Genomic DNA, 21,287 nt, shown 5'->3' with positions numbered 1-21,287 from the left:
CTGCGACACAGGAAGGGAATGACATGACCGTCAACCGGCGTTCGTTAATTTTGGGTGGAGCAGCGGTCGCGGGCTTTGCCGCGTTGCCGGCGTTCGCGGCGGGTGAGGGGTGGACCAGCGTCCGCCGTTTCGGCGCCAAGGGTGATGGGGTCACGATCGATTCTGCGGCGATCAACCGCGCAATTGACGATGTCGCGGCCCGTGGCGGTGGAACCGTCTGGTTTCCGGCCGGCACCTATGCCTGCTACACCATCCGCCTGAAAAGCCGGGTGACGCTGATGCTGGATAGCGGTGCGACGATTCTAGCCGCGGCGCCGAGAGGTACGACCGGTTACGACCTCGCCGAGCCGATCGACCCCGCCTATGCCGCGTTTCAGGACTTGGGCCACAGCCATTGGCGCAATAGCCTGATCTGGGGAGAGGGGCTGCATGACATCGCAATCGTCGGCAGCGGCCTGATCTGGGGCAAGGGGTTGGGCCGGGGTGACGGCAAGGACGATTGGCTGAAGGACCCCAGCGGCCCCGGCACCGGCAACAAGGCGATTGCGCTGAAGAACTGCCACAACGTCACGCTGCGCGATGTGCGGATGCTGGAGGGCGGGTGGTTCGCCCTGCTGGCGACGGGGGTCGATAACCTGACGATCGACAACGTGCTGGTCGATACCAACCGCGACGGTTTCGACATCGATTGCTGCAAGAATGTGCGGATCAGCAACTGTACCGTCAATGCGCCATGGGACGATGCGATTTGTCCCAAGAGCAGTTACGCACTCGGCGCGCCGCGCATCACCGAAAACGTCACGATCACCGGTTGCTTCGTATCGGGCAATTACCAGGTTGGATCGGTGCTCGACGGCAGCTGGCGCAAAATGCCTGCCTCGTTCGCGCCCAAGATCCATGGCCGAATCAAATGCGGCACAGAATCAAACGGGGGTTTTCGCAACATCACGATCAGCGACTGCGTGTTCGAAGACAGCCGCGGGCTGGCGTTCGAGACGGTCGATGGCGCGATGGTCGAGGATATCGCGGTCAGCAACATCACCATGCGCGGTACGGTGGATGCGCCCATCTTCCTGCGGTTGGGCAAGCGGATGCGCGGGCCGGCGGAGCGACCGATCGGCACGCTGAAGCGGGTGTCGCTCCAGAACATCGTCAGCTCCAACGCGACGATGCTGCCGTCGGTCATCGCCGGGCTGACGGATCACCGGATCGAGGACGTGCAGATCGCCGACAGTCATTTCCACCATGTCGGTGGCGCACCGGTCGCCATGGCGAAGGTCCGCCCGCCCGAGGCGGAATTGGGCTATCCCGAGGCGACGATGTTTGGAGGCTTGCCGGCCACGGGTTTTTTCGTCCGCCATGTTCGCGGTCTGGCGATGCACCACGTCGAGATTGCAGTGGCCGCACCCGATCCGCGGGCGGCGATTGCGTTGGACGATGTCGAGGACGCGGATTTTGCCGGTATGCGACTGCCCCATGGCACCGGTTATGCGCTGGACCGGGTAACGGAATTCCGCAGCATCGGCGGTCGGGGCGCTGCGGATCGATCGATTGCCGGCCCCTATTCAGGGCGCGTCTGAGGATGCCACGTTCAGCGTGATACGACTGAGCAACCCCGATGGGGCAGGCGCCAGCTTGTCGCGGTCCTGATCGACGAAGCGTTCGCCATACCGCATGGTCAGCAAACGACGATCCGGTAGTGTCCGCGCGGACAAGGCGTTGGTGGCGCCGTTCATCACGGTGACGTCAATCTGGTTCTGGCCGGAACGCAGGAATGGCCCGATATCGATCTGCCACGGCGCCGCCCAGACGGTGCCCGCCTCACGATCATTGATGCGGATAATCGCGGCCTCGCGCACGGGGGCGGCGATCGCGGCGCGCGGGCGATCGCCGCCGATATCCGGCAATGGCGTTCCCTCGCCGAAATCCAGGATCACTCGTCCTGACGATCCGCGTTTCGGTAAGACGAAACGCCGAGAATAGCGGATCGCGCCCGAATAATGGCGCAACGCCGCGACGCTGGTCCAGGATGTTCCTGGCGGCGGCGCACGCAGCGTCATCTCCCACCCGGTCGACAGGTCCATCAATGGTCGCAGCGTTTGCGCCGCACGTGCAGCCGGCAGCTTGGGCGACATCACCAGCAGACGCGATTGATAGGGGGCGAGGCTGAGCGCGATGTCGCCGCCGCCTGCCGCTTGTCGGGTGCCGGTCAAGGGGTCCCACCATTCGCCGTTACCGGTGTCGCCCGCAAACCGCGCGGTCGTCCGTATCGACCGGGCGCTGGTGTTAACGACAAAATAGAGGTCGCCACCCGGAATCTTACGCCGGACGAAGCCGACTGCCGCATCTGGCTGCGCCAGCACCATCGTGGGCGACGTGATCCGTCGCAATGTCTCGCCCAATGCTTGGGGCGGTACGATCGAGGCGTTCTTCATTCGGAAAATCGACCGCACCAACGGGCGAACGGCAAGGCTCCCGGCCCTGCCATCACGTAGACCACCCGCAGCAGCGGGAGCGGCACCGGTCGCCACCAGCAGGCCGCCGCGATCGACCCACGTCGCGATGGCACGCAGGGCTGCCGGATCCATCCGCGTCAGGCCGGGCAACACCAGCACGCGCGCGTTCAGCTTTCCCGCCACCACCGCCTGCGCATCGACAAAATCAAAGCCGTGTCCTGCATCCAGCACCTGTGCCACGACATCGCCGCGCAATCGGGACCGCTTCTCCTCGTTCACCGATGCGTGCGCCGGGCGCATATCGGCAAAGGCATCCTCGATGGGCAGATAGATCGCCACATCGCCATCAGGCGTCCCCTCGCGCAGCATGGCGCTGACGCGTTGCAGATACTGCGTCACCGCCGGCATCGCGGGATACCAGGGATTGTGATCGCTGAGCGCCGCCGCTGCATAAAAGGCCCAGCCGGGTTCGCCCGCGCCCGGCGGCGAATAGGGCCAGCCATGACCGACGATCTGGTTGACCCCTTGCAGGAAATGTCGATCGGCCTCGACCTTCATGTCGAGCGGTGTTGCCGCCCAGGCGGGCGAATGCAGCCACGTCCAGGTTTCCGAGGACACGACCGGGCGGCCGTACAGGTGCGCGGCCGACGTCGCCCACCGGGTTGAGGTGAAGGAACGCCAGTCGGCGCCTTCGCCCTCCGGCAGATCGACCAGCGCGTTGCTCGACAGCGTCGGCGGCGGAATGCCATAGACCTGCGCCCGGAACCGGGTGCCACGGGCATGGGCCCAATCGGTGATCGGCCGCAGATAGCGTTCATCGACCAGTTCGGAGAGGGTTCGCGACCAGTCGAAGCGGACGGCCGCGCTGTCGGGCGTATCGGCGAACAGTGCAGGCAGGTGATCGAGCAGGTCGTAGCCGCGACGGCGTCGGAACTGTTCGGGCAGATCGTGCGTCCAGCTTGAGCCATAGACCTCAAGACTGTCGGAGAACATCGCATAGGGCGGCGCCGTGCCGGCGAACGCCGATAACAGGCGGTCACCGACCGTCTTGAGATGGTTCGTTACGGCGGCAATGCTGACGTGATCGATCACGAACCCTTCGGCACCAACCGCCGCACGTTTCACCTGCTGGCCGGTGCGGCCAGCGCCGAACAACATCGCCTGACGCTCGATCGGGCTTGCCTTCACCGATATGGTGTCCGCCCCGATCATGGTGAGGCGTTGCCCGTCGATAAAAATTGCCAGCGCCCGCTCACCTTGCTGCATCGACGGCAATGGCACGCGATCGGCACCCGCCGGCACGGGTAGTTTCACCATATGAACCTCCGCCGCCGCCTGCGACACCGGCACATGCGGACCCCCGAACGGCCATCCGCTGCCGATCGTCACATCCATCCGCATTCCTGTCGCATGGGCGGTGTCGCCGACATGACGAAGCGCGGACAGGAATGGATCGGATAGGTAGGGCAGGGTACGGATACCGACCGCCGGATCGTCCAGCGAAAGGGGATAGGTCGGTTGCACCTCGAACCCGCCGAACCCCCCGGCCTTCATCGCCACGATCTCGCGATCCAGTTCGGCAGTATCGACGGCCGGGCCGAACCACCACCAGCGGACCATGGGGCGGGCGTCATTTGGTGGTGACTGGAAACGGTCCCATAAATCGGATCCACTCGATGGCGCGTCCTGCGCCGCGACGGGTACGGTCGACACCAGAGCAAGCAGCAGAATGAAGCGTTTCATCGATCGATAATTCCCGGGCGGCACATGGGCGACCGAGATGTTGAGCCACGGTTGTTGGAAAGGCCAGTGATGTTGTGCCATCCTGCCGCCACGGGAGCCCGCCGACATATTATCGCTTGAACCGCCGGCATTGGATGGTCAGTCTTGGGAACAACTTACCCGCGCACCTGTCTGTCTAGCAGGCCGGCAGCGGGATAACCGACCCGGCGAGGAGAAAGCGGACCATGACGACGCCGTTTCAAACCCGTCGTGGCTTCACCTTGTCGGTTCTGGCCTCGGCGCTGTGGACTCAGATGGCGAAAGCGAAGCGGATGCCATCGGATCGAGCGGTCGTCACCGATTTCGGCGCGGTGGCGGATGGCATCACCGTCAACACCAAGGCGATTCAGTCGGCGATCGACCATGCGGCGACGCAGGGCGGCGGAACGGTGGTCGTGCCATCCGGCATATTCGTCAGCGGCGCCCTGTTCCTCAAACCCTGTGTCAATCTGCATCTCGCTCGGGGTGCTGTGCTCCGATGCAGTACCGCGATGGAGAACTTCCCCCGCCAGCGAACCCGGATCGAGGGGCATTTCGAACCGCATTTCACGCCCGCCCTCATCAATGCTGATGGCTGTCATGGTCTGCGGATCACCGGGCAGGGAACGCTCGATGGCGCAGGGCGGCCGATCTGGGACAGGTTCTGGGCGATGCGGGCGGCATCACCGGACCCCGCTAGCTTTCCGAACGTCGGACTGGCCCGTGCCCGGCTGGCGATCATCGAGAATGCGAAGGGGGTCGTGATCGACGGCATCACCTTCAAAGACTCGCAGTTCTGGAACCTGCATATCTACCGGTGCGATGGCGTACAGGTGCATAAAGCCCGGTTCGAGGTGCCGGACGATTACAAGCAGGCACCCAGCACCGATGGCATCGATCTCGACAGCAGCCGGAACATCGTAATCGAGGGCTGCTACTTCTCGGTGACCGACGACTGTATCGCGGCCAAGGGTTCCAAGGGCCCACGGGCGACGGCAGATACGGACAGTCCGCCGGTCGAGAATATTCGAATACGACGCTGCCATTTCCGTCGCGGGCATCAGGCGTTCACCTGCGGCAGCGAAGCGACGATCGTCCGCAACGTGGTGATGGAGGATTGCATAGTCACCGGCGCGATCAACCTGCTGATGCTGAAACTGCGTCCCGATACACCGCAGCGGTACGAGGATATCCACGTACGCAACATCACGCTCGACAGTTCCGGCGGGCGGATGCTGTTGATCGAACCATGGTCGCAATACGAGGATTTTGGTGGTGCCGAACCGCCGACGTCGACGGTCCGCAACATCACCCTGCAAAACATCCGGGGGCGCTTCGGCTCCTTCGGCACCGTCCGACCCAATGTCGGGCAGACGACGATCGACAACATTCGACTCGCCGATATCCGGGTGCGGTTGACGGTGGAGGCCGCCTTGGCCGCCACGGGCGCGACCGGAATCATGTTCGATAAGGTGGTCATCAACGACAGGGCGGTGTCCGCGCCGGGCTATGTCGCGCCCGATCCCGCGGCCAATGCGCCGACGTACCGTGTATCCGGTTAACGGGTGCAGCCAGTCTATCTGACCGTAGGAACAGATATGATAACCTGATTGCGTGGGTGATCGGCCCGCCATATGATCCGGGCAAAGCAAGCGCAGCGACGCTCGCGGAACGAGAGGGATCACCACATGCGCGCTTCTCCCGGTTGTCTGACACGTGCGTTGCCTTTGCTGCTTTCCGCGAGCATGTTGGCCACCGGCACCCCTGTGGCGGCGCGGGCGCTGGCACCGATAGCTGTCGCAGGAGCAATGGATGAGGCACAGGTTCTTGCCCTGCTCAATCGCACCGCGACCGCGCAGATAGCGGCGTTGAAGGCGCAGAATCTGAGCCTCCCCAACACGATGCGTCAGGTCGCGCCGAACTGGATATCGGCGACGTTCCTGATCGGTCTCGGGCGCCTCGCCCGCGTATCGGACGAATCCGGCGCCCGACAATATCTGCGCGACGTAGCGGACCATTATAATTTCGGCTTGCTCGGCGGCTGGTCATCCTATGGCATGCTAGATGCCGACAATCTGGCGATGGGCGAGGTCTATCAGGAGCTTTATGCCCGCTCCGGCGAGGGCGGTGAGATCGCCCCGCTACGCACCAGGCTCGACTATACCGGCCAGTATCTCGGCATCGAGCCGGCGCCGAAGCAGCTCGTCTGGTGGTGGGCCGATGCGATGTTTATGGCGCCGCCGGTCTTCGCCCGCGCGGCAGCGCAGTTGCATGACCATAGTTATCTGACAGCGATGGATGCCGGCTGGTGGCGGACCTATGACCGGCTCTGGTCGAAAGAGCATCACCTCTATTTCCGCGACGAACGCTTCGTCGATCGTCGCACGCGGAACGGCAAGCCAGTCTTCTGGGCGCGCGGCAATGGCTGGGTCGTGGGTGGCCTCGCGCGCGTACTCGATACCATGCCGGTCAAATTTCCGTCGCGGCAACGCTATGTCGATACCTTCACCGCGATGATGGCCAGTATCGCCACCGCGCAACGGCGCGAGGACGGCTTGTGGACGGCCAATCTGCTCGATCCCGCCGATCCGGTCGGGCCGGAGACGACGGGATCGGCCTTCTTCACCTATGCCATGGCTTGGGGGATCAATCACGGCCTGCTCGACCGGGCGCTGTATCTGCCAAAGGTGGAGCGCGCCTGGGCAGGGCTGGCAGGAAAGATACAGCCGGATGGGCTGCTCGGTTTTGCGCAACGCGCGGGCGATCAGCCGGAACCGGCGGTTGCGGGCGACCATGCGCTTTATGGCACGGGCGCGTTCCTGCTGGCGGGGGTGGAAGTCATGAAGCTGGGCGTGCCGGTCAGCGCGCTTCCGGTCGCCGAGCCGCCCCGCGATGCGCCCGGCCCGATGCGCCTGCCGATTGCGCTGCGCGATCGCCCGTCCGACCCTGCCCTCATCCCGGCATGGGAACGCATCATGGCGGAACGGCAGGCGATGGTCGATCTGGCATACAACCCCGCCGCGGCGAAACCCGCCGACGCACCAGTGCCCGGCCCCGATGGCGTCGTCATGCCGCGCATCACGCTGCCGCTGACGCCGCCGCCCGTAGATCAGCGCGCCGCGCGGGCGAGCGTGAAGTTCGCGCCCTATCGCTTCGACGATCTGTTGTGGGAAAACGACCGCACGGCGCACCGCATCTACGGCCCCGCCCTGCAGCGAGAGGAACCGCCATCGAGCAGCGCCATCGATGCCTGGGGCAAGAACGTCGAATGGCCGTTCATGGAACGCCAGTTGAAGACCGGCAAGCAGCATGATTATCACGGTGAAGGCATCGATTTCTACAACGCCGGCACCACGCGCGGGGCAGGCGGGCTAGGCATCTGGTACGACGACAAGCTGTGGGTGTCGCGAAACTGGACGGAATACCGCATCCTGAAGGACGGGCCGGACACGGCCGATTTCGAGGTAGATTACGCGCCCTGGCCGGTGGACGTGAAGCGCACGGTCTCGGAAACCCGCCGCTTCACCTTGCCTACCGGCACCAACTTCACCCGGATGGTGTCGACCCTTCATTCCGACAAGCCGGGTCCAATGGTGGTCGGCATCGGTATTCAGAAGAAACCGACGACGACCACCGCTGGCACCTTTACCGCCGACCGCGCGCGCGGTCGGTTCAGCTTCTGGACCCCCACTGATCCGGACAAGGGCGCCATGGGTGTCGCGATCATGGTCGATCCGGCGCAGATCGCGGATGTGGTGGAGGATTCGGACAACTACCTGATCCTGGTAAATGTCACGCCGGGTAAGCCGCTGGTTTATTATATGGGTGCAACGTGGAGCAAGAGCCGCGACTTCCACGATCGCGCGACGTGGGAACGCTATGTGATGGCGCAAACGCCGAGTTTCACACCGCCGCGCTGACAATCGGCGGTTGACGAGAAAAGGGCGCCGGCATCGCTGCCGGCGCCCTTTTCTTGACGTCAGGCGAAAGCCTTCAGAACTTCACCGTTGCGCCCACATTGAACGTCCGGCCTAACCGTGTTTCGAACAGCGTGTCCTTACGCGTGCTGTCGATATACAGCGTGTTGCGCTCGTCCGTCAGATTTTGCGCTTCGATGATCAGCTTGAAGTTGTCGGTCAGGTTGTACGACGCGGAGGCATCGACGAACAGCGTGGATGCGTTGGCGCGCACGTCGCTGTCGTTCGCACCTGACGGAATGCCGCGATTGAAGCTGGACCGATAGCTCGCCGTGCTGCGGATGCTGAACCGCTTGTCCTCGTAATACAGCGTGCCGCTGGCCGAATTCTTGGACAGATCGATTAAGTCGTCGGTCGTCGTCTGCGTCGGCACGCCATTCGCGCTGGCCAAGATATAGTTGATCTTGGATTTGACGTAGGTGTAGCTGCCCAACACGCCGAGGTTCGACAGGAAACCGGGCAGGAAGCGCAGTTGGAGCTGGGCATTGACCTCGACACCGTTAAGTGAACCGCCCGGCGTATTCGCCGACCGGTTGACGGTGAACAGATCAGCCGGGGTCGATGGCGTCCCCGCCAGCAACTCGTCTGGCAGGCCCAGTGAGCTGTAAGGCACCTGGCTTGAGATCGACTGGATATACGATCCGATATTCTTGTGAAAATATGCGACCGACAATAGCGATCCGGGAGCGAAATACCATTCCAGCGCGGCATCCAGCGTGTTGGCCCGGATCGGGTCGAGGAACGGGTTGTTGACCGAGCCGGTTCGCGTCGCGACCGTCACGCCGGAGGTAGGGGTTAACTGGCCCAGTTCCGGTCGCGACAGCACGCTGGCCGCGGACAGACGCAGTAGCAGGTCGGACCTCAGTTCGCCAACTATGTTGATCGACGGCAACCAGTCTTCATATGACCGGCTGACATCGCCGCGCCGACCGACCGTTGGGTAGGTAGATCCCGCCGGCGCCACCACCGGAATAAAGCCAAACGAGTCCTGATCGGTGTGGACGTAGCGGACACCCATGTCGCCGCGGATCGGGATCGGCAATATGTCCTCGGTGTTGAACGTCGCCATCAGGTAACCGCTCTTGATCCGCTCGCGCACACCCGAGCGCTGGGCACCGCATTCGACGCCGCAATACTGGAAGCTGTCGAACCCGACGGCCTGTTTCCACTTGTCCGGATCGATCGCCGAGAATTCGGCTGGCGACCCGTCACCCAGCAGTTTGCCGAAATTTGTGATCTGCCGCGTGATGCTGGCCAGTGTCGTACCGGCCGGCAGGGCGCGCACCGCGACCTGGCTGGGAATCAAATTGTTACCTGTGATCTGGAGATTGCTCTCACGGAACTGGCCACCGGCCTTAAAGGCAAAATTATCGGTGACGTTCCATTCGAGATTGCCCTCGAATGTCTTGTTGCGGGTATTCTGAGTCAGCGGCCGACCGGCTGTGCTGAATCCGCCCAACACCGTGAAGTTGCCGTCCGGGCTCGGCGCATAACTGAAGTTGGCTGGGTTCGCCACATCGACGCCGAAGCCGATCTTGGGAATGTTGCCGCCGTCCCGGAAGTCGATCGTGAAGCCATTAGCATTGATGACGTCCATGAACGTCTGCAATCGCAGCGGACTATAGAACCGCGAGTTGGAGATACCGGCGAGCCCGGTGAATTTGAAACTGTCGGAAAAGCGGTGTTCGACGTTCAGATTTACCTGTTTGAAGGTCGACACGAACCGGTCGACCAGTCCCTCTGACCGAACATCGACGCCGTCGAACACGCCATATTGCAGCGAGCCGTTCTGGTCGAACTGGATGTCTCGCACCGATGTCATCGGCTTGCCGCCGTTGGTGGCGGTACGGCCGAACGAGATCGCGCCGATGTAATTGTCGCGCCGCTCGACATCGAACCGCGAATACAAGCCATCGATCGAGATATCGGTGTTATCGTCGGGCTTCCACTGCAACGTCAGCGTGCCGCCCAGCCGCTCGGCGTCCTGCTCCGAATTGACGTAACGCGGGATGCGCGGGAAAAACGCGCCGCCGCCGGGCTGGTTGGTGATGCCGCGCAGGTTCTGGATAGTGTTATACGCCGCAGTCGTGCTGGTGCGGGGATTGTTGGTGCTGCAATTGGCGGCGTTGGTGCCACGGGTGGCATTGGTCGCCGGGTTCTGCGGTGCATAGCCGACCGGCGAACAGAAGCCGCCATCGATGTACGCCGGCAGGATGTTGACCGCCGAATAACCGACCTCGCGCAGATTGCGCTTACCATAGGCGAACGAGCCGAGGACGCCGAGTGTGCCGTTGGCGAACTGCTTGGCCACCAGGATCGAAGCGCGCGGGTCGACCTTCTTGGCGACCTCGTTATAGATGCCGCGCGCGGTGGCAGTGATCACGAAGTCGGTCTTGAAGTCGAGCGGGTGTGGTGCCTTCAGATCGACGGTCGCACCCAACGATCCTTCCTCGATATCCGCCGATGGCGTCTTACGCACCGCCAGGGCCGCGAAGATTTCGGTGGGGAATGCGTTGAAATCGAAGCTGCGACCCGAATTCCCCGCGCCATAGATGTCGGACGCGCCAGTTTGCGACGTGCCCTCCATGCCGTTGATCCGAACGCGGGTGAAGCCGGCACCCAGGCCGCGCACCGAGATGTTCTTGCCTTCGCCGCCGTCGCCGCGCGACAGTGCGACGCCCGGTATGCGCTGCATCGATTCAGCGAGATTGCTGTCGGGAAACTTGCCGATATCTTCCGCGACGATACTGTCGACTGCGGCGGTTTCGTTGCGCTTAAGGTTGATCGCGCTGTTGAGCGATGCGCGAAAGCCAGTGACGACGATATCCGCTTCCTCGCCCGGGGCAACCGGGGTGGCCGTGCCGGTTGCGGTGTCGCTAGACGGGGTGACCGGGCCGCTGGTCTGCGGCTCGACGGTGGTGGCCGACGGCACCGCCGTTTGAGCCACCGCCACGGTCGGCGCGATGCCGAAGCCAAGCGCTAGTAGCGAAACCGCCCCGAACAACGACTTGCCGTTACCGTGGAACTGCCTGTTCATCCTCATCCCTCTCCATAAGGAGACGATCGACCGGCGCTGTACGCTTCGGTCCATCCCTCCCAACCCTGATCATTTTCTTGTTATGCCGACGGTATCGCCAAGCAGTGCCCGTTTGTAAAGGATTTGTATCACAACTACTACGTTATTGCACGTAGTCGTGTCAGAACAGGATGTTGAGATCGCCGCTTGACGGTACACGCGGTGCTGCGGATGTCAGCGAGGCGCACCAACCTGGTCAGGGGTCGCGGATGGAAAGACCAGACCCTGCCCATTACCCGCCGCGATCGGACCACCGCTGCGAAGCATGGTGATGATCTCGGCGCCCGCCATCAGCACCGGTCCGTATCCGTGCGCCGCCCGCACGTGCCGTGGGCGGAAATAGTAGAAGGCGGGATCGAACCCTACGCCCGTGCCGACGCAGACATCTTCGACTTCGCCAGCCGCGGAAACTTTCGTCGAAACGCCATTCCATCCGAGCATCGCGACCGGGGCATAGGCGCGGCGATCGATCCAACCGCGGTTGATCGCCCGTGCCATTGCATAGGTGTACATCGCGCTGGCCGACGTCTCGAGATAGCTGTCCGGCCGGTCGAGCAACTGATGCCACAGCCCAGTGGCCGATTGCACTCGCGCCAATCCGGCGACGTGTGCACGTAATTGCGCCAGCACGGCCACACGACCGGGGTGATCGGCGGGCAGAACGTCAAGCAACTCCACCATTGCCACGACCGCCCAGCCATTCGCCCGTCCCCAATGAAATGCGGGATGGGGGTCCATGCCCTCGGCCCAGCTATGCATGTACAGCCCCTTGTCGGTGACGAACATGCGCTGAGAGAATTGTAAAATCTGGCGGACTGCGTCGTCGAAATAACGCCGCTCGCCGGTCAGTACGCCCATCTGCGACAGGCCGGGGACGCTCATATATAGATCATCCAGCCATAGCGTGACGGGCAGGGGCCGCTGCCGCGCGAGCGTACCATCGGGCATCCGGAACTGCTTGTTGGTGATCCAGTCGAGATACACGTTGATCTGCGGGCGAACGTTCGCATTGGCGATACCCGCCCGCTGCGCCTTGATGAACGCGGCCGACATCGCACCCGAATCGTCCAGCCGGTCGGGTGCAAGCATGTTGCGCACCGGCGTGGTTTGCGGATCGACGCGGCCAGCGCGATAGCGCGCGGCAACATCGGCGACGAAGTTGATCCGGTCCGCGGCATAGCGGGTATAGCGTGGGTCGCCTGTCACTTGCCCGGCCAGCATCGCCCCGGAATAAGTCACCCCCCACTCATAGCTCGTCAACCGGAAGCCGGGTTTGAACCGGCTCTTGCCGTCGAGCCGGTTGATCGCGACGGTGCGCCCCTGATCGTCGGTCATCCCGATCGGGGCTTCCCGTTCGATATAGCCTAGCACGCGGTCCATCACCGTCTTCACCGCCGTGTCGGACGGGTTAAGATAAGGCATTGGATAGGCCGGTGTCAGGCGGGTCACCGCGTCGCCGACGTCGGTGACGGCGGTTTTGTCCGCCTGTCCGGCCACCGGTTTTATCTGGGCACCGGCGGGCGCGACCTGTGCCAGCAGGGCGACGGCGACGATTGTCAGCCCCGAATGTAGAAACGTAGCGCTGTTCATCGCGATCCTCCCTGCCGGTCCATTGTCCGTTGCACGAAGGGTGGATTGATTTATCGTACAACACAAGGGGTACGGATCGACCTATCGACGGATCGTCACGTTGCAACCACGGGAGAGAAGCCATGCATGATAGTCTGAGCCGGCGCACATTGCTGGCAGCCGGTGCGGCCATCGCGACGGGGGCGCATGGTCGGGCACCCGCGACCGATGGCTGGGGCCGGGCGACCGCGATCCTTGCTCGCGTCCGACCACCACGCTTTCCTCGTCGCCAGTTCGATCTTCGTCGTTTCGGTGCCACCGGCAACGGCCAGACGCTGTGTACGCAGGCCTTTGCCGACGCCATCGCCGCATGCGCCGCGGCGGGCGGCGGGCGCCTGCTGGTCCCGGCGGGCCGCTGGTTGACCGGCGCCATCCGCTTGCTGTCGAATGTCGAGCTCCACCTCGCGGACGACGCGACGATCCTGTTCAGTACTGATTCGGGCCATTATCCGATCGTGCCGACCCGGTTCGAAGGCGTCGAGTTGATGAATTATTCGCCGCTGATCTATGCCAGCGATGCGCGCAACGTTGCGGTGACGGGGCGGGGCACGATCGACGGGCAGGGCGCAGCCTGGTGGTCGTGGAGCGGCGGCAGCCATCATGGCTGGCGCGAAGGGATGCCCAGCCAGCGCGCCGCCCGGTCCCGCTTGTTCGCCATGGCTGAAGCGGGCACGCCGGTCGCCGCGCGGCGCTTCGGCGAGGGTGGCTATATCCGACCGAACCTGATGCAATTCCAACGTTGCGAGAATGTGCTGATCGAAGGCGTACATCTGCGGGATTCGCCCTGTTGGAATGTCCATCCGGTACTCGCGCTCAATGTCACGATGCGCGGCGTCACCGTCACCGGTCTTGGGCCCAATAATGACGGCTGCGATCCGGAATCGGTCGATGGGATGGTCATCGAACATTGCACATTCGATACCGGCGACGATTGCATCGCGATCAAGTCCGGCCGCAACGCCGATGGCCGCCGCCTGAATGTGCCGGCGCGCGATATCGTCATTCGCCATTGCACGATGAAGGCGGGGCATGGTGGCGTCGTCATCGGCAGCGAGGCATCGGGTGGCGTCGAACACGTCTTCGCCGAACACTGCGCGATGAGCAGCCCCGATTTGTGGTACGCGCTGCGTTTCAAGAGCAATGCAGTACGCGGCGGGCGCACCGCCCACATCCGCGCCCGCGACATCACCGTTGGTCAGGTTGGCCGCGCAGCACTCACCTGCGACTTCAACTATGAGGAAGGCGCCAAGGGTGCGTTCATACCTGAACTGGACGATGTCGTCGTAGAGCGGTTACGCGTCGCCAACGCGATCCGGGTGCTTGATTGCCAGGGATTGCCACAGGCCCCGGTCGGCCGATTGACGCTGCGCGATTGCCGGTTCGACGGGGTGCATGAACCAAGTATTGTGACCCGCATTAACAAGCTGACGCTGGAGAATGTGAGAGTGAACGGCAGGACTGTCGACCACCTCTAGGATCTCGATATCACTTCTTCGCTACCGTGCTTGTCATATAACAATGGCGCGTTTAGCCTTCCTAAAACAAGAACGAATCCTCGGGAGGATGCGACATGGAAACGGATGGCACCGGCGTTCACCGCCGCGCGGTATTGGCGGGCATTGCCGCAAGCGCGGCCTCGGTCGCGAGTAATGCGGCGGCCGCATCGGGAAGGCGGCGTTATGTGCAGGTTGGCTGCGGCAGCCGGGCGCGGATGTACCAGGATGCAATCTGGGGACCGCACAAGGCTCATGCCGAACTGGTTGGCACTTGCGACACAAATGCGGGGCGGCTCGCGCTGGTCGGCCGCCGCGCCGCACAGGCCGGCGCGGCACCGCCAAAGGCCTATGCCGCCGCCGACTTCCAGCGGATGCTCGATGAATTGAAACCCGATGGCCTGATCGTCACTACGCCAGACGTTACGCATGTCGACTATATCATCCGCGGGCTCGACGCCGAGCTGGATGTCATCACCGAAAAGCCAATGACGACCGATGCGGCGAAGGTTCAGGCGATCATCGATGCCACGCAGCGCAACAAGCGGCATGTGCGCGTCAACTTCAATTACCGCTATGCGCCCTATCGCAGCCAGGTGAAGGAACTGCTGATGGCAGGCACGATCGGCGACGTGCTGTCGGTGGATTTCCACTGGTTGCTCAGCACGGTTCACGGCGCCGATTATTTCCGCCGCTGGCATTCGCAGAAACCAATCTCGGGCGGTTTGATGGTGCACAAGGCGACGCATCATTTCGATCTGGTCAACTGGTGGCTGTCCGACGTGCCGGTCAGCGTCAATGCCACCGGCAAGCGCGAATTTTATACCCCCGCAATGGCACGGCGCCTGGGGTTGAGCGGACCGCACGAGCGCTGCCGCACTTGCCCGGAAAAGGCCAAATGCAGCTTCTACCTCGACATCGCCGCCGATCCCGGTCTGAAGGCGCTATTCGCCGATAACGAGGCGCTCGACGGCTATTTCCGCGATCGCTGCGTCTTTCGTGACGACATCAGCATCGAGGATACGATGAACGTCATCGTCGGCTATGCCGGCGGGACGACGCTCAGCTACAGCCTAAACGCGTTCAACGCGTGGGAGGGATATCATGTCGCGTTCAACGGCACCAAGGGACGGTTGGAGCACAGCGTCGTGGAAAGCGGTGGCACGGCGGGTGCGGCCGACGACGGGCCGAAGGATATCGTGACGACACGCATCATTCCGATGCGGGGCAAGGCGCAGATCATCGAACCCGCAGCCGGGGCCGGTGGCCATGGCGGCGGCGATGCCGTGATGCTGGCCGATATCTTCGATCCGGCCCACACCATTGATCCGCTGCTACGAACAGCGGACGAGCGCGCTGGTGCTGCCTCTTGCCTTGTCGGCATCGCTGCCAATCGTTGTTTCGAAACGAAGCAGGCGGTGCGGATCGATAGTCTTGTTTCCGGTCTTGCCCAGCCCAGTTTTACTCCAATGCCCAGCCACATTGCGCCGGTGCCAATGCCACGCCGTACGAGGGCGTAGTCCGGCGACTTTTCAGCTGGAATGCGGTGCTTGTTAAGGGGAGGGGAGCGGGGCAAGGCATTTGCCCCGCTCCCGCAAAACCGCCGCTCACCTGCTCAATCGGTCGTCGTACGCCGGCTCGCACTAATGTACCGCGATACGTTGCTGCCGAGGACATCCAGTGGAACGTTGCCGCCGTCGACAACCGCCTGATCGAAGTCGCGAAGATCGTAGCGGGGACCAAGAGCGTTCTGCGCCCGGGTGCGTTGCGCGACGATCTCGGCGCGACCGACTTCGTAGCCGCAGGCTTGTCCCGGCCAGGCGCAGTACCGGTCAACCTCGCTTTCCGCGTTGCTGCGCGGCAATCCGGTAGCGGCAACGAATTCGGCCAATGCCTTGTCGCGTGACCAGCCCATCGCATGAATGCCGGTGTCGACGATCAGTCGTACTGCTCGCCAGGCTAGCCCCATCAGATAGCCCAGTCTTCCTGATGGATCGCCCTCGTACATGCCAAGTTCGTCGGCGAGTTGCTCGGCGTAGAGTGCCCATCCTTCCGAATAAGCGTTGAAGGCGAGGATAGAACGGATCAGCGGTAGCTGCTGCGCATACTCGCCCTGCCAGACGTGCCCGGGAATGCCCTCGTGGTAGACGAGGTCGGGGATCGTCACGCGGTTGTGGATCGAGGGATCACCCAGATTTACCCAGACCTTGCCCGGCACACGCCCGTCGATCGTACCCGGACCACCATATGCGGCGGGCGCCCCCGGTTCTTGGGCGAGCGGCATGCGCCGGATCTCAAGATTACCCTTGGCGAGGCGACGGAACGCACGCGGTAGCTGAGGACGGATCGCATCAATGCGACCTTGCATGTAGGCTACGATCTGGCGCCGGCCCTCATCGCCATCGGGGAAGCCCAGACCGGAACGGCGCTGGTACGCGATCGTTCGCTCGGCAACGCTGCCTTGCGTCAGGCCCTCGGCTCGAAGGATCACATCCATCTGGGCTTGAAGGTCGGCGAGCCGCGCACGACCGGCGGCGTGGAGATCGGCTGCGCTCCGCTGCGTAGTGGTGCCAGCGCGCAGGCCCCACGCATACCATTCGGGGCCATGCGGACGCGCACCCAAACCGGCCGCGTCTGTAGCCACGGCCCGCTCGGCGCGTAACTCATCGAGTTGCCGCATCAATGCCGGGACAATAACGGAGCGAACGATGCCAACTGCTCGCGCCGTCCAATCGCCGGAGATTGCCGCCGACTTGCGCGTGAGAGGTCCAATCAGCGGGCCGTTGGCGTTTGCCGCCTCGGCAATCGTTCGCTTCATCCCGGCGATTGTCTTGTCAAGGAGGAAGGAAGGCGGAACGAGCCCGCGGCCGCGCGCAGCCCGTATGCGCACCGTTTCTCCATCCAGTTGGTTAGGCATCGCGGCAAGACGCGCCAGATACGCCTCTGCATCCGCGGCGTCGCGCAACGGCTGGTCGCCATCGAGCAACTGCGGCACATCGAGCCAGGCGCCGACGTTCTGTGCAACCGCGTAGGGCGTATTGCGCCATTCACCGATTGTCGCAACGCCGTAGGGTAGCATCATACCGTCTAGCGCTGTCTGGAAAGCGCTTTGTGTCACCGCCAGACTGGTGAGAGAAGTAGGATCCAGGTCGCTGCGGGGCATCCGCTTCAGTTCGGCCAGCGCACCCTTCAGAAAATCGCGTCGCGCCGCTAGCCCAGCGGGCGAACGGTTCTCCAGTCTTTGGCGTAAGGCTGCGTGTTTGCCTGCGTCGACACCGAGCATCGTAGCGCGCTCTGGAACGAACTCGAGCAGTCGCCAGGCGAGACGATCGAGCAGCACCGTGGCGCTGCTTAAAGGTACGACGCCGCGAACGGCGGTCGCGGCCGCCACTGCCGTAAAGCTTGCCAGCGTTTCGCGACGGGAGAGACGGAGGGTCATCGTCTTTTAATGACGATCCGGCCGTCTGCGGTCAAACAAAGAGCTTATCGTTCGACTAGTTATGGCTTGCGATGAGCAAACGACCGCAGTCAGGATAACGTGAAGCGACACTCAGCGTTCAACATTAGCCCGCCTTGCAAAGGCGGCGATTGAAGTGGCAAGCGGTTCGCGGTGTTCGCCTCTGACGTGGACGAGGCCATATGGACTTCGAGGCTCCCCATCTCGGATCGCGGATGTCGCGCAGATGGCCAGATGCCCTCGACACCTTACCGGCAGCGCACCACATCTAAGGTATGGCCAGCTACGCCAAGAGCGAAGAAGCCGTTGCCGCTCTGACAGCAGAATGGTACCGAGCGCCCGGGAACGGGCGCGCTCCTGAAGAATAAGGAGGTCGGCATCTACGTCGACGTCGTCTCGGGCGAGCCGCTGTTCGCCAGCACCGACAAATACGAGTCCGGGTGTGGATGGCCCAGCTTCACCAGGCCTATCGACGCCGTGAGCGTGAAAGCGAAGCGGGACTGGTCGATGCTCATACCGCGCACCGAGGTTCGCTCGGCTCAGGGCGACAGCCATCTCGGCCACGTGTTCAAGGATGGACCGCGTGATCGCGGCGGCCTGCGCTATTGCATCAACTCCGCAGCGCTACGTTTCGTATCGCGAGCCGATATGGTCGAGCAGGGCTATGGTGCCTATCTGGATCAGATCAAGGCTGCGCCCACCATGACGCAGCGCGCCGTGCTCGCCGGGGGGTGCTTCTGGGGCATGCAGGATTTGATCCGCAGGCTGCCCGGCGTAATCTCGACGCGGGTCGGTTATTCGGGCGGCGACGTGGCTAACGCCACGTACCGCAAACACGGCAGTCATGCCGAGGCGGTCGAAATTATCTTCGATCCGGCCCGAACAAATTTCCGCACGGTGCTCGAATTCTTCTTCCAGATTCATGATCCAACCACCTTGAACCGCCAGGGGAACGATCGCGGCGCGAGCTATCGTTCGTCTATCTTTTATACGGACGACGAGCAGAAGGCGGTGGCCGAGGACACGATTGCGGACGTTCAGGCGTCGGGACTTTGGCCGGGCAGCGTCGTCACCGAATTGGCCCCGATGGGCGAATTCTGGGAGGCCGAGCCGGAGCATCAGGACTATCTACAGCGTCGGCCCAACGGCTACACCTGCCACTTCGTGCGGCCCAACTGGAGGCTGCCTAGGCGGGTACCCATAGTTTAGCAGCGTAAAGCCTGATTTCTCATCCTTTTGCGCTCCTATCGCAAACGTCAGACGATGTTGAATAATCCTCGAGGACCCTATCGCTCCGCATCCGGCGCCGCGACAGGGTGCGGATCGTCGCCGGAAGCGTAGCCCCCGAACCCGCCGCCCCCGCCGCCAGAGCCGCTGCCACCGCCGCCGCTCCGGCGACCATCCTCCTTGCTACCGCCCGACGACGCTGGACGCTTGGGGCCCTGCATCGCGATCGTCAGGTCGGCCGGGATCGGATCGAGGTCCAGAGCATCACGCACGAACGCCCGCAGCGAGACTACCAGTTCGTGCGTGTGTACCGGACGACCGGCGACCAGCTCATGGATGGCCCTGTCAGCAAGTCGGACATGCTCCTCGGTGCCGAGCAGAATGATGTCGGAAAGCGCAGCCTCCACTGCATCGCGGATGCGGCGCGTGCGGTCCGATTTCAACGCGCTCTCCGCGCTGAGGTCCAGGGCAGCCAGCGGCTTTTGCGCGACCGTGTCCTGTTCACGCCGCCGCAAGTCTCGCCTGTGCGCCGGATCGACCGTCAGGTCGCCCGTGAACGATCCACCGAGAACCTTGTAGGCTGCGATGAGCGTACGCAGACGCTCGTTGATCTGACGGTTCATGCGCTCGCGGCGCTGCTGGAACGTCATCTGTGTGAGTAGGCGGATGCCGACACCAAGCAGCGTGACCAGCGTCAAGCCGAGGATCGTCGCTAACAGGCTTTGCCAAGAGCTGAAATCTAGACTGCGCAAAATCACTCTCCCCCAAACCCAATTTATGGAACGATTGGTTACTCGTCAGGTGCCGGAAAGCTTCGTGGCAAGATATAGATTCCCCCGGTTTAATCTGCTGAGCGGGCTAAACGGGCTTCCTGAATTGCGGACTACGCCTTGACGGCGAAACGTTTGCAGATGACCTTGCCATCAGGCCGCTGATGGCAACGTCGTTGAATTGGGCGGTAAATTCCACGGCCGGCCCCTGGCACGTGGTCGATTGCGTGCCGGTTGATGAGAGCATCAAAGGTCGATGCGTATCCTCATGCCTGCGATGAATACGACATTCCGGCTTTTATCGCCTGCAGGATCGATCACGATCTGCAGGTCAGGCTGCACGATCAGGAACGGCGTCATATTATCGGAGTAAGTTACCTCGAAGGCCGTTTCGGCCAGCGCCATAGGTCGTTCGGCATCGCGCAGGTTTTGACGGTAGCCTCGCGACAGATAGCCCTGATTGACCCCAATCGATGCGACGCTGTCAGGGCGACTGGAAAACGGGTGCGCGATTAGCAACCCGGCCTGCCAGCCACCTCGAAACGGTGTGGTATAACCATCCGAGATGCCTAGCCGGAGGAAAGCGCTAGCCGGATGAGTAGCGTCCACCGGACCAATCGGATGTTCGGCGACCGCGTAGGGTCCATGCGCCTTTTGCTGGGCGGGATTGCCGGCGCTGTCGATCGCTCGGATGTCATTCTGTCGCTTCGTGTAACTCCAGCCGCCCACCGCAATCTTGCGTCGTCGTCCGATGCCCGCTTCAGCGATCAGTAACGCGCCGTCGTTAAACGTCAGGTTGACCCCCTGCGTGTCGCCTAATGTGCCGGCTGAGGCGTTCAACGCCGCGAAACGGATATAGCCACTGTCGCCGATATGGTGATCGATACGGACCGACAGCGCCGTCGAGGGCAATATGGAGGGGCCGTTGGGTCCGGTCGCCGCGATCTCCGACCCCACGCCGAACGCCGGCGCGATCAGCAAGCCGGCCGACTCGTTTGTGTAGAACTCGCTATTGAGATCGTAGAGACCCGCCCGCACCGTGGTCGTACGGCTCAGGCTCTGTTCGATCCAAGCTTCGAACAGGCGCAGACGCTGGCCCGCTACCTCGATATTATCGATGCCCTGCAAGGTGCCAGCGTAATTATTAGGATTGCCGCCGAAATTGTTGAGCAGATGAAGGTGCCCGGTGCCGCCGGACCAGCCGATGAGCCGATCGAGATCCAGCGTAGCGGTCAGGTCCAGATTGTCGAGGAGATCGGCATGGTCTGGTTGATCCGCCGACATCACGCCAATGGCGTCGATAACGTACGACGCGCCCAGGTCGATCGCTGGCGGTGCCTTCTCCTGCGCTGAGGCCGCCATCGGCAGGGTCTGGAACGAGGCGACGCCAGCCATCAACGTCCATCGGAACTTCATACCGCCAACCCCTTTGCTCCAGTCA

At 62.9% G+C, this 21,287-nt stretch carries 12 protein-coding genes; 6 read left to right on the top strand and 6 right to left on the bottom strand.

What is annotated here, in order from left to right; genetic code table 11:
• Positions 1-23: 23 nt before the first annotated feature.
• Positions 24-1,580 carry a glycoside hydrolase family 28 protein gene (locus ASG67_RS13945; RefSeq protein WP_056531340.1) on the top strand — a complete coding sequence of 519 codons (1,557 nt, stop codon included), beginning with the start codon at positions 24-26 and terminating at the stop codon, positions 1,578-1,580.
• On the opposite strand, the gene ASG67_RS13940 is transcribed toward ASG67_RS13945, so the two are convergent.
• Positions 1,566-4,199, bottom strand: coding sequence for a glycosyl hydrolase (locus tag ASG67_RS13940; RefSeq protein WP_162244363.1), 2,634 nt, complete (start codon positions 4,197-4,199; stop codon positions 1,566-1,568). The two genes, ASG67_RS13945 and ASG67_RS13940, sit on opposite strands and share 15 nt — an antisense overlap.
• Before the next feature lie 224 nt (positions 4,200-4,423).
• Between ASG67_RS13940 and ASG67_RS13935 the strand changes: the two genes are divergently transcribed.
• Together ASG67_RS13935 and ASG67_RS18470 are read left to right on the top strand one after the other, a co-directional pair.
• Positions 4,424-5,779 (top strand): glycoside hydrolase family 28 protein, encoded by a 1,356-nt coding sequence (locus ASG67_RS13935; protein WP_056531336.1) that lies wholly within the window; start codon positions 4,424-4,426, stop codon positions 5,777-5,779.
• A 126-nt stretch (positions 5,780-5,905) separates the two neighbouring features.
• Complete coding sequence (locus ASG67_RS18470) at positions 5,906-8,137, top strand: glycoside hydrolase family 88 protein (protein WP_082543536.1); 2,232 nt, start codon at positions 5,906-5,908, stop codon at positions 8,135-8,137.
• Positions 8,138-8,210: 73 nt separating this feature from the next.
• Here ASG67_RS18470 and ASG67_RS13925 read toward each other — a convergent pair whose 3' ends face one another.
• Complete coding sequence (locus ASG67_RS13925; RefSeq protein ID WP_056531334.1) at positions 8,211-11,231, bottom strand: TonB-dependent receptor; 3,021 nt, start codon at positions 11,229-11,231, stop codon at positions 8,211-8,213.
• A 213-nt stretch (positions 11,232-11,444) separates the two neighbouring features.
• Entirely contained in the window at positions 11,445-12,860 is a 1,416-nt protein-coding gene (locus ASG67_RS13920; protein WP_082543535.1) for a glycoside hydrolase family 105 protein, read from the bottom strand.
• Positions 12,861-12,982: 122 nt separating this feature from the next.
• On the opposite strand from ASG67_RS13920, the gene ASG67_RS13915 reads away from it, so the two are divergent.
• Positions 12,983-14,374 carry a glycoside hydrolase family 28 protein gene (locus ASG67_RS13915; RefSeq protein WP_056531332.1) on the top strand — a complete coding sequence of 464 codons (1,392 nt, stop codon included), beginning with the start codon at positions 12,983-12,985 and terminating at the stop codon, positions 14,372-14,374.
• 95 nt (positions 14,375-14,469) lie between these two features.
• Positions 14,470-15,912: a Gfo/Idh/MocA family protein gene (locus ASG67_RS13910; RefSeq protein ID WP_056531330.1), complete on the top strand. Its 1,443-nt coding sequence runs from the start codon at positions 14,470-14,472 to the stop codon at positions 15,910-15,912.
• 95 nt (positions 15,913-16,007) lie between these two features.
• Here ASG67_RS13910 and ASG67_RS13905 read toward each other — a convergent pair whose 3' ends face one another.
• Positions 16,008-17,831: a DUF885 domain-containing protein gene (locus ASG67_RS13905; RefSeq protein WP_082543534.1), complete on the bottom strand. Its 1,824-nt coding sequence runs from the start codon at positions 17,829-17,831 to the stop codon at positions 16,008-16,010.
• Between the two features lie 375 nt (positions 17,832-18,206).
• Between ASG67_RS13905 and msrA the strand changes: the two genes are divergently transcribed.
• Complete coding sequence (gene msrA / locus ASG67_RS19765) at positions 18,207-19,058, top strand: peptide-methionine (S)-S-oxide reductase MsrA (RefSeq protein WP_156460828.1); 852 nt, start codon at positions 18,207-18,209, stop codon at positions 19,056-19,058.
• Between the two features lie 77 nt (positions 19,059-19,135).
• Here msrA and ASG67_RS13895 read toward each other — a convergent pair whose 3' ends face one another.
• Together ASG67_RS13895 and ASG67_RS13890 are read right to left on the bottom strand one after the other, a co-directional pair.
• Positions 19,136-19,774, bottom strand: coding sequence for a hypothetical protein (locus tag ASG67_RS13895; protein ID WP_235535215.1), 639 nt, complete (start codon positions 19,772-19,774; stop codon positions 19,136-19,138).
• Positions 19,775-20,092: 318 nt separating this feature from the next.
• Positions 20,093-21,241, bottom strand: coding sequence for a carbohydrate porin (locus ASG67_RS13890; RefSeq protein WP_162244362.1), 1,149 nt, complete (start codon positions 21,239-21,241; stop codon positions 20,093-20,095).
• Between the last annotated feature and the right edge of the window lie 46 nt (positions 21,242-21,287).

This window comes from Sphingomonas sp. Leaf339, from assembly GCF_001426195.1.
GTDB lineage: Bacteria > Pseudomonadota > Alphaproteobacteria > Sphingomonadales > Sphingomonadaceae > Sphingomonas.
Note: the sequence above shows the minus strand (reverse complement) of the source record. Positions and strands in the feature narration are given on the sequence as shown.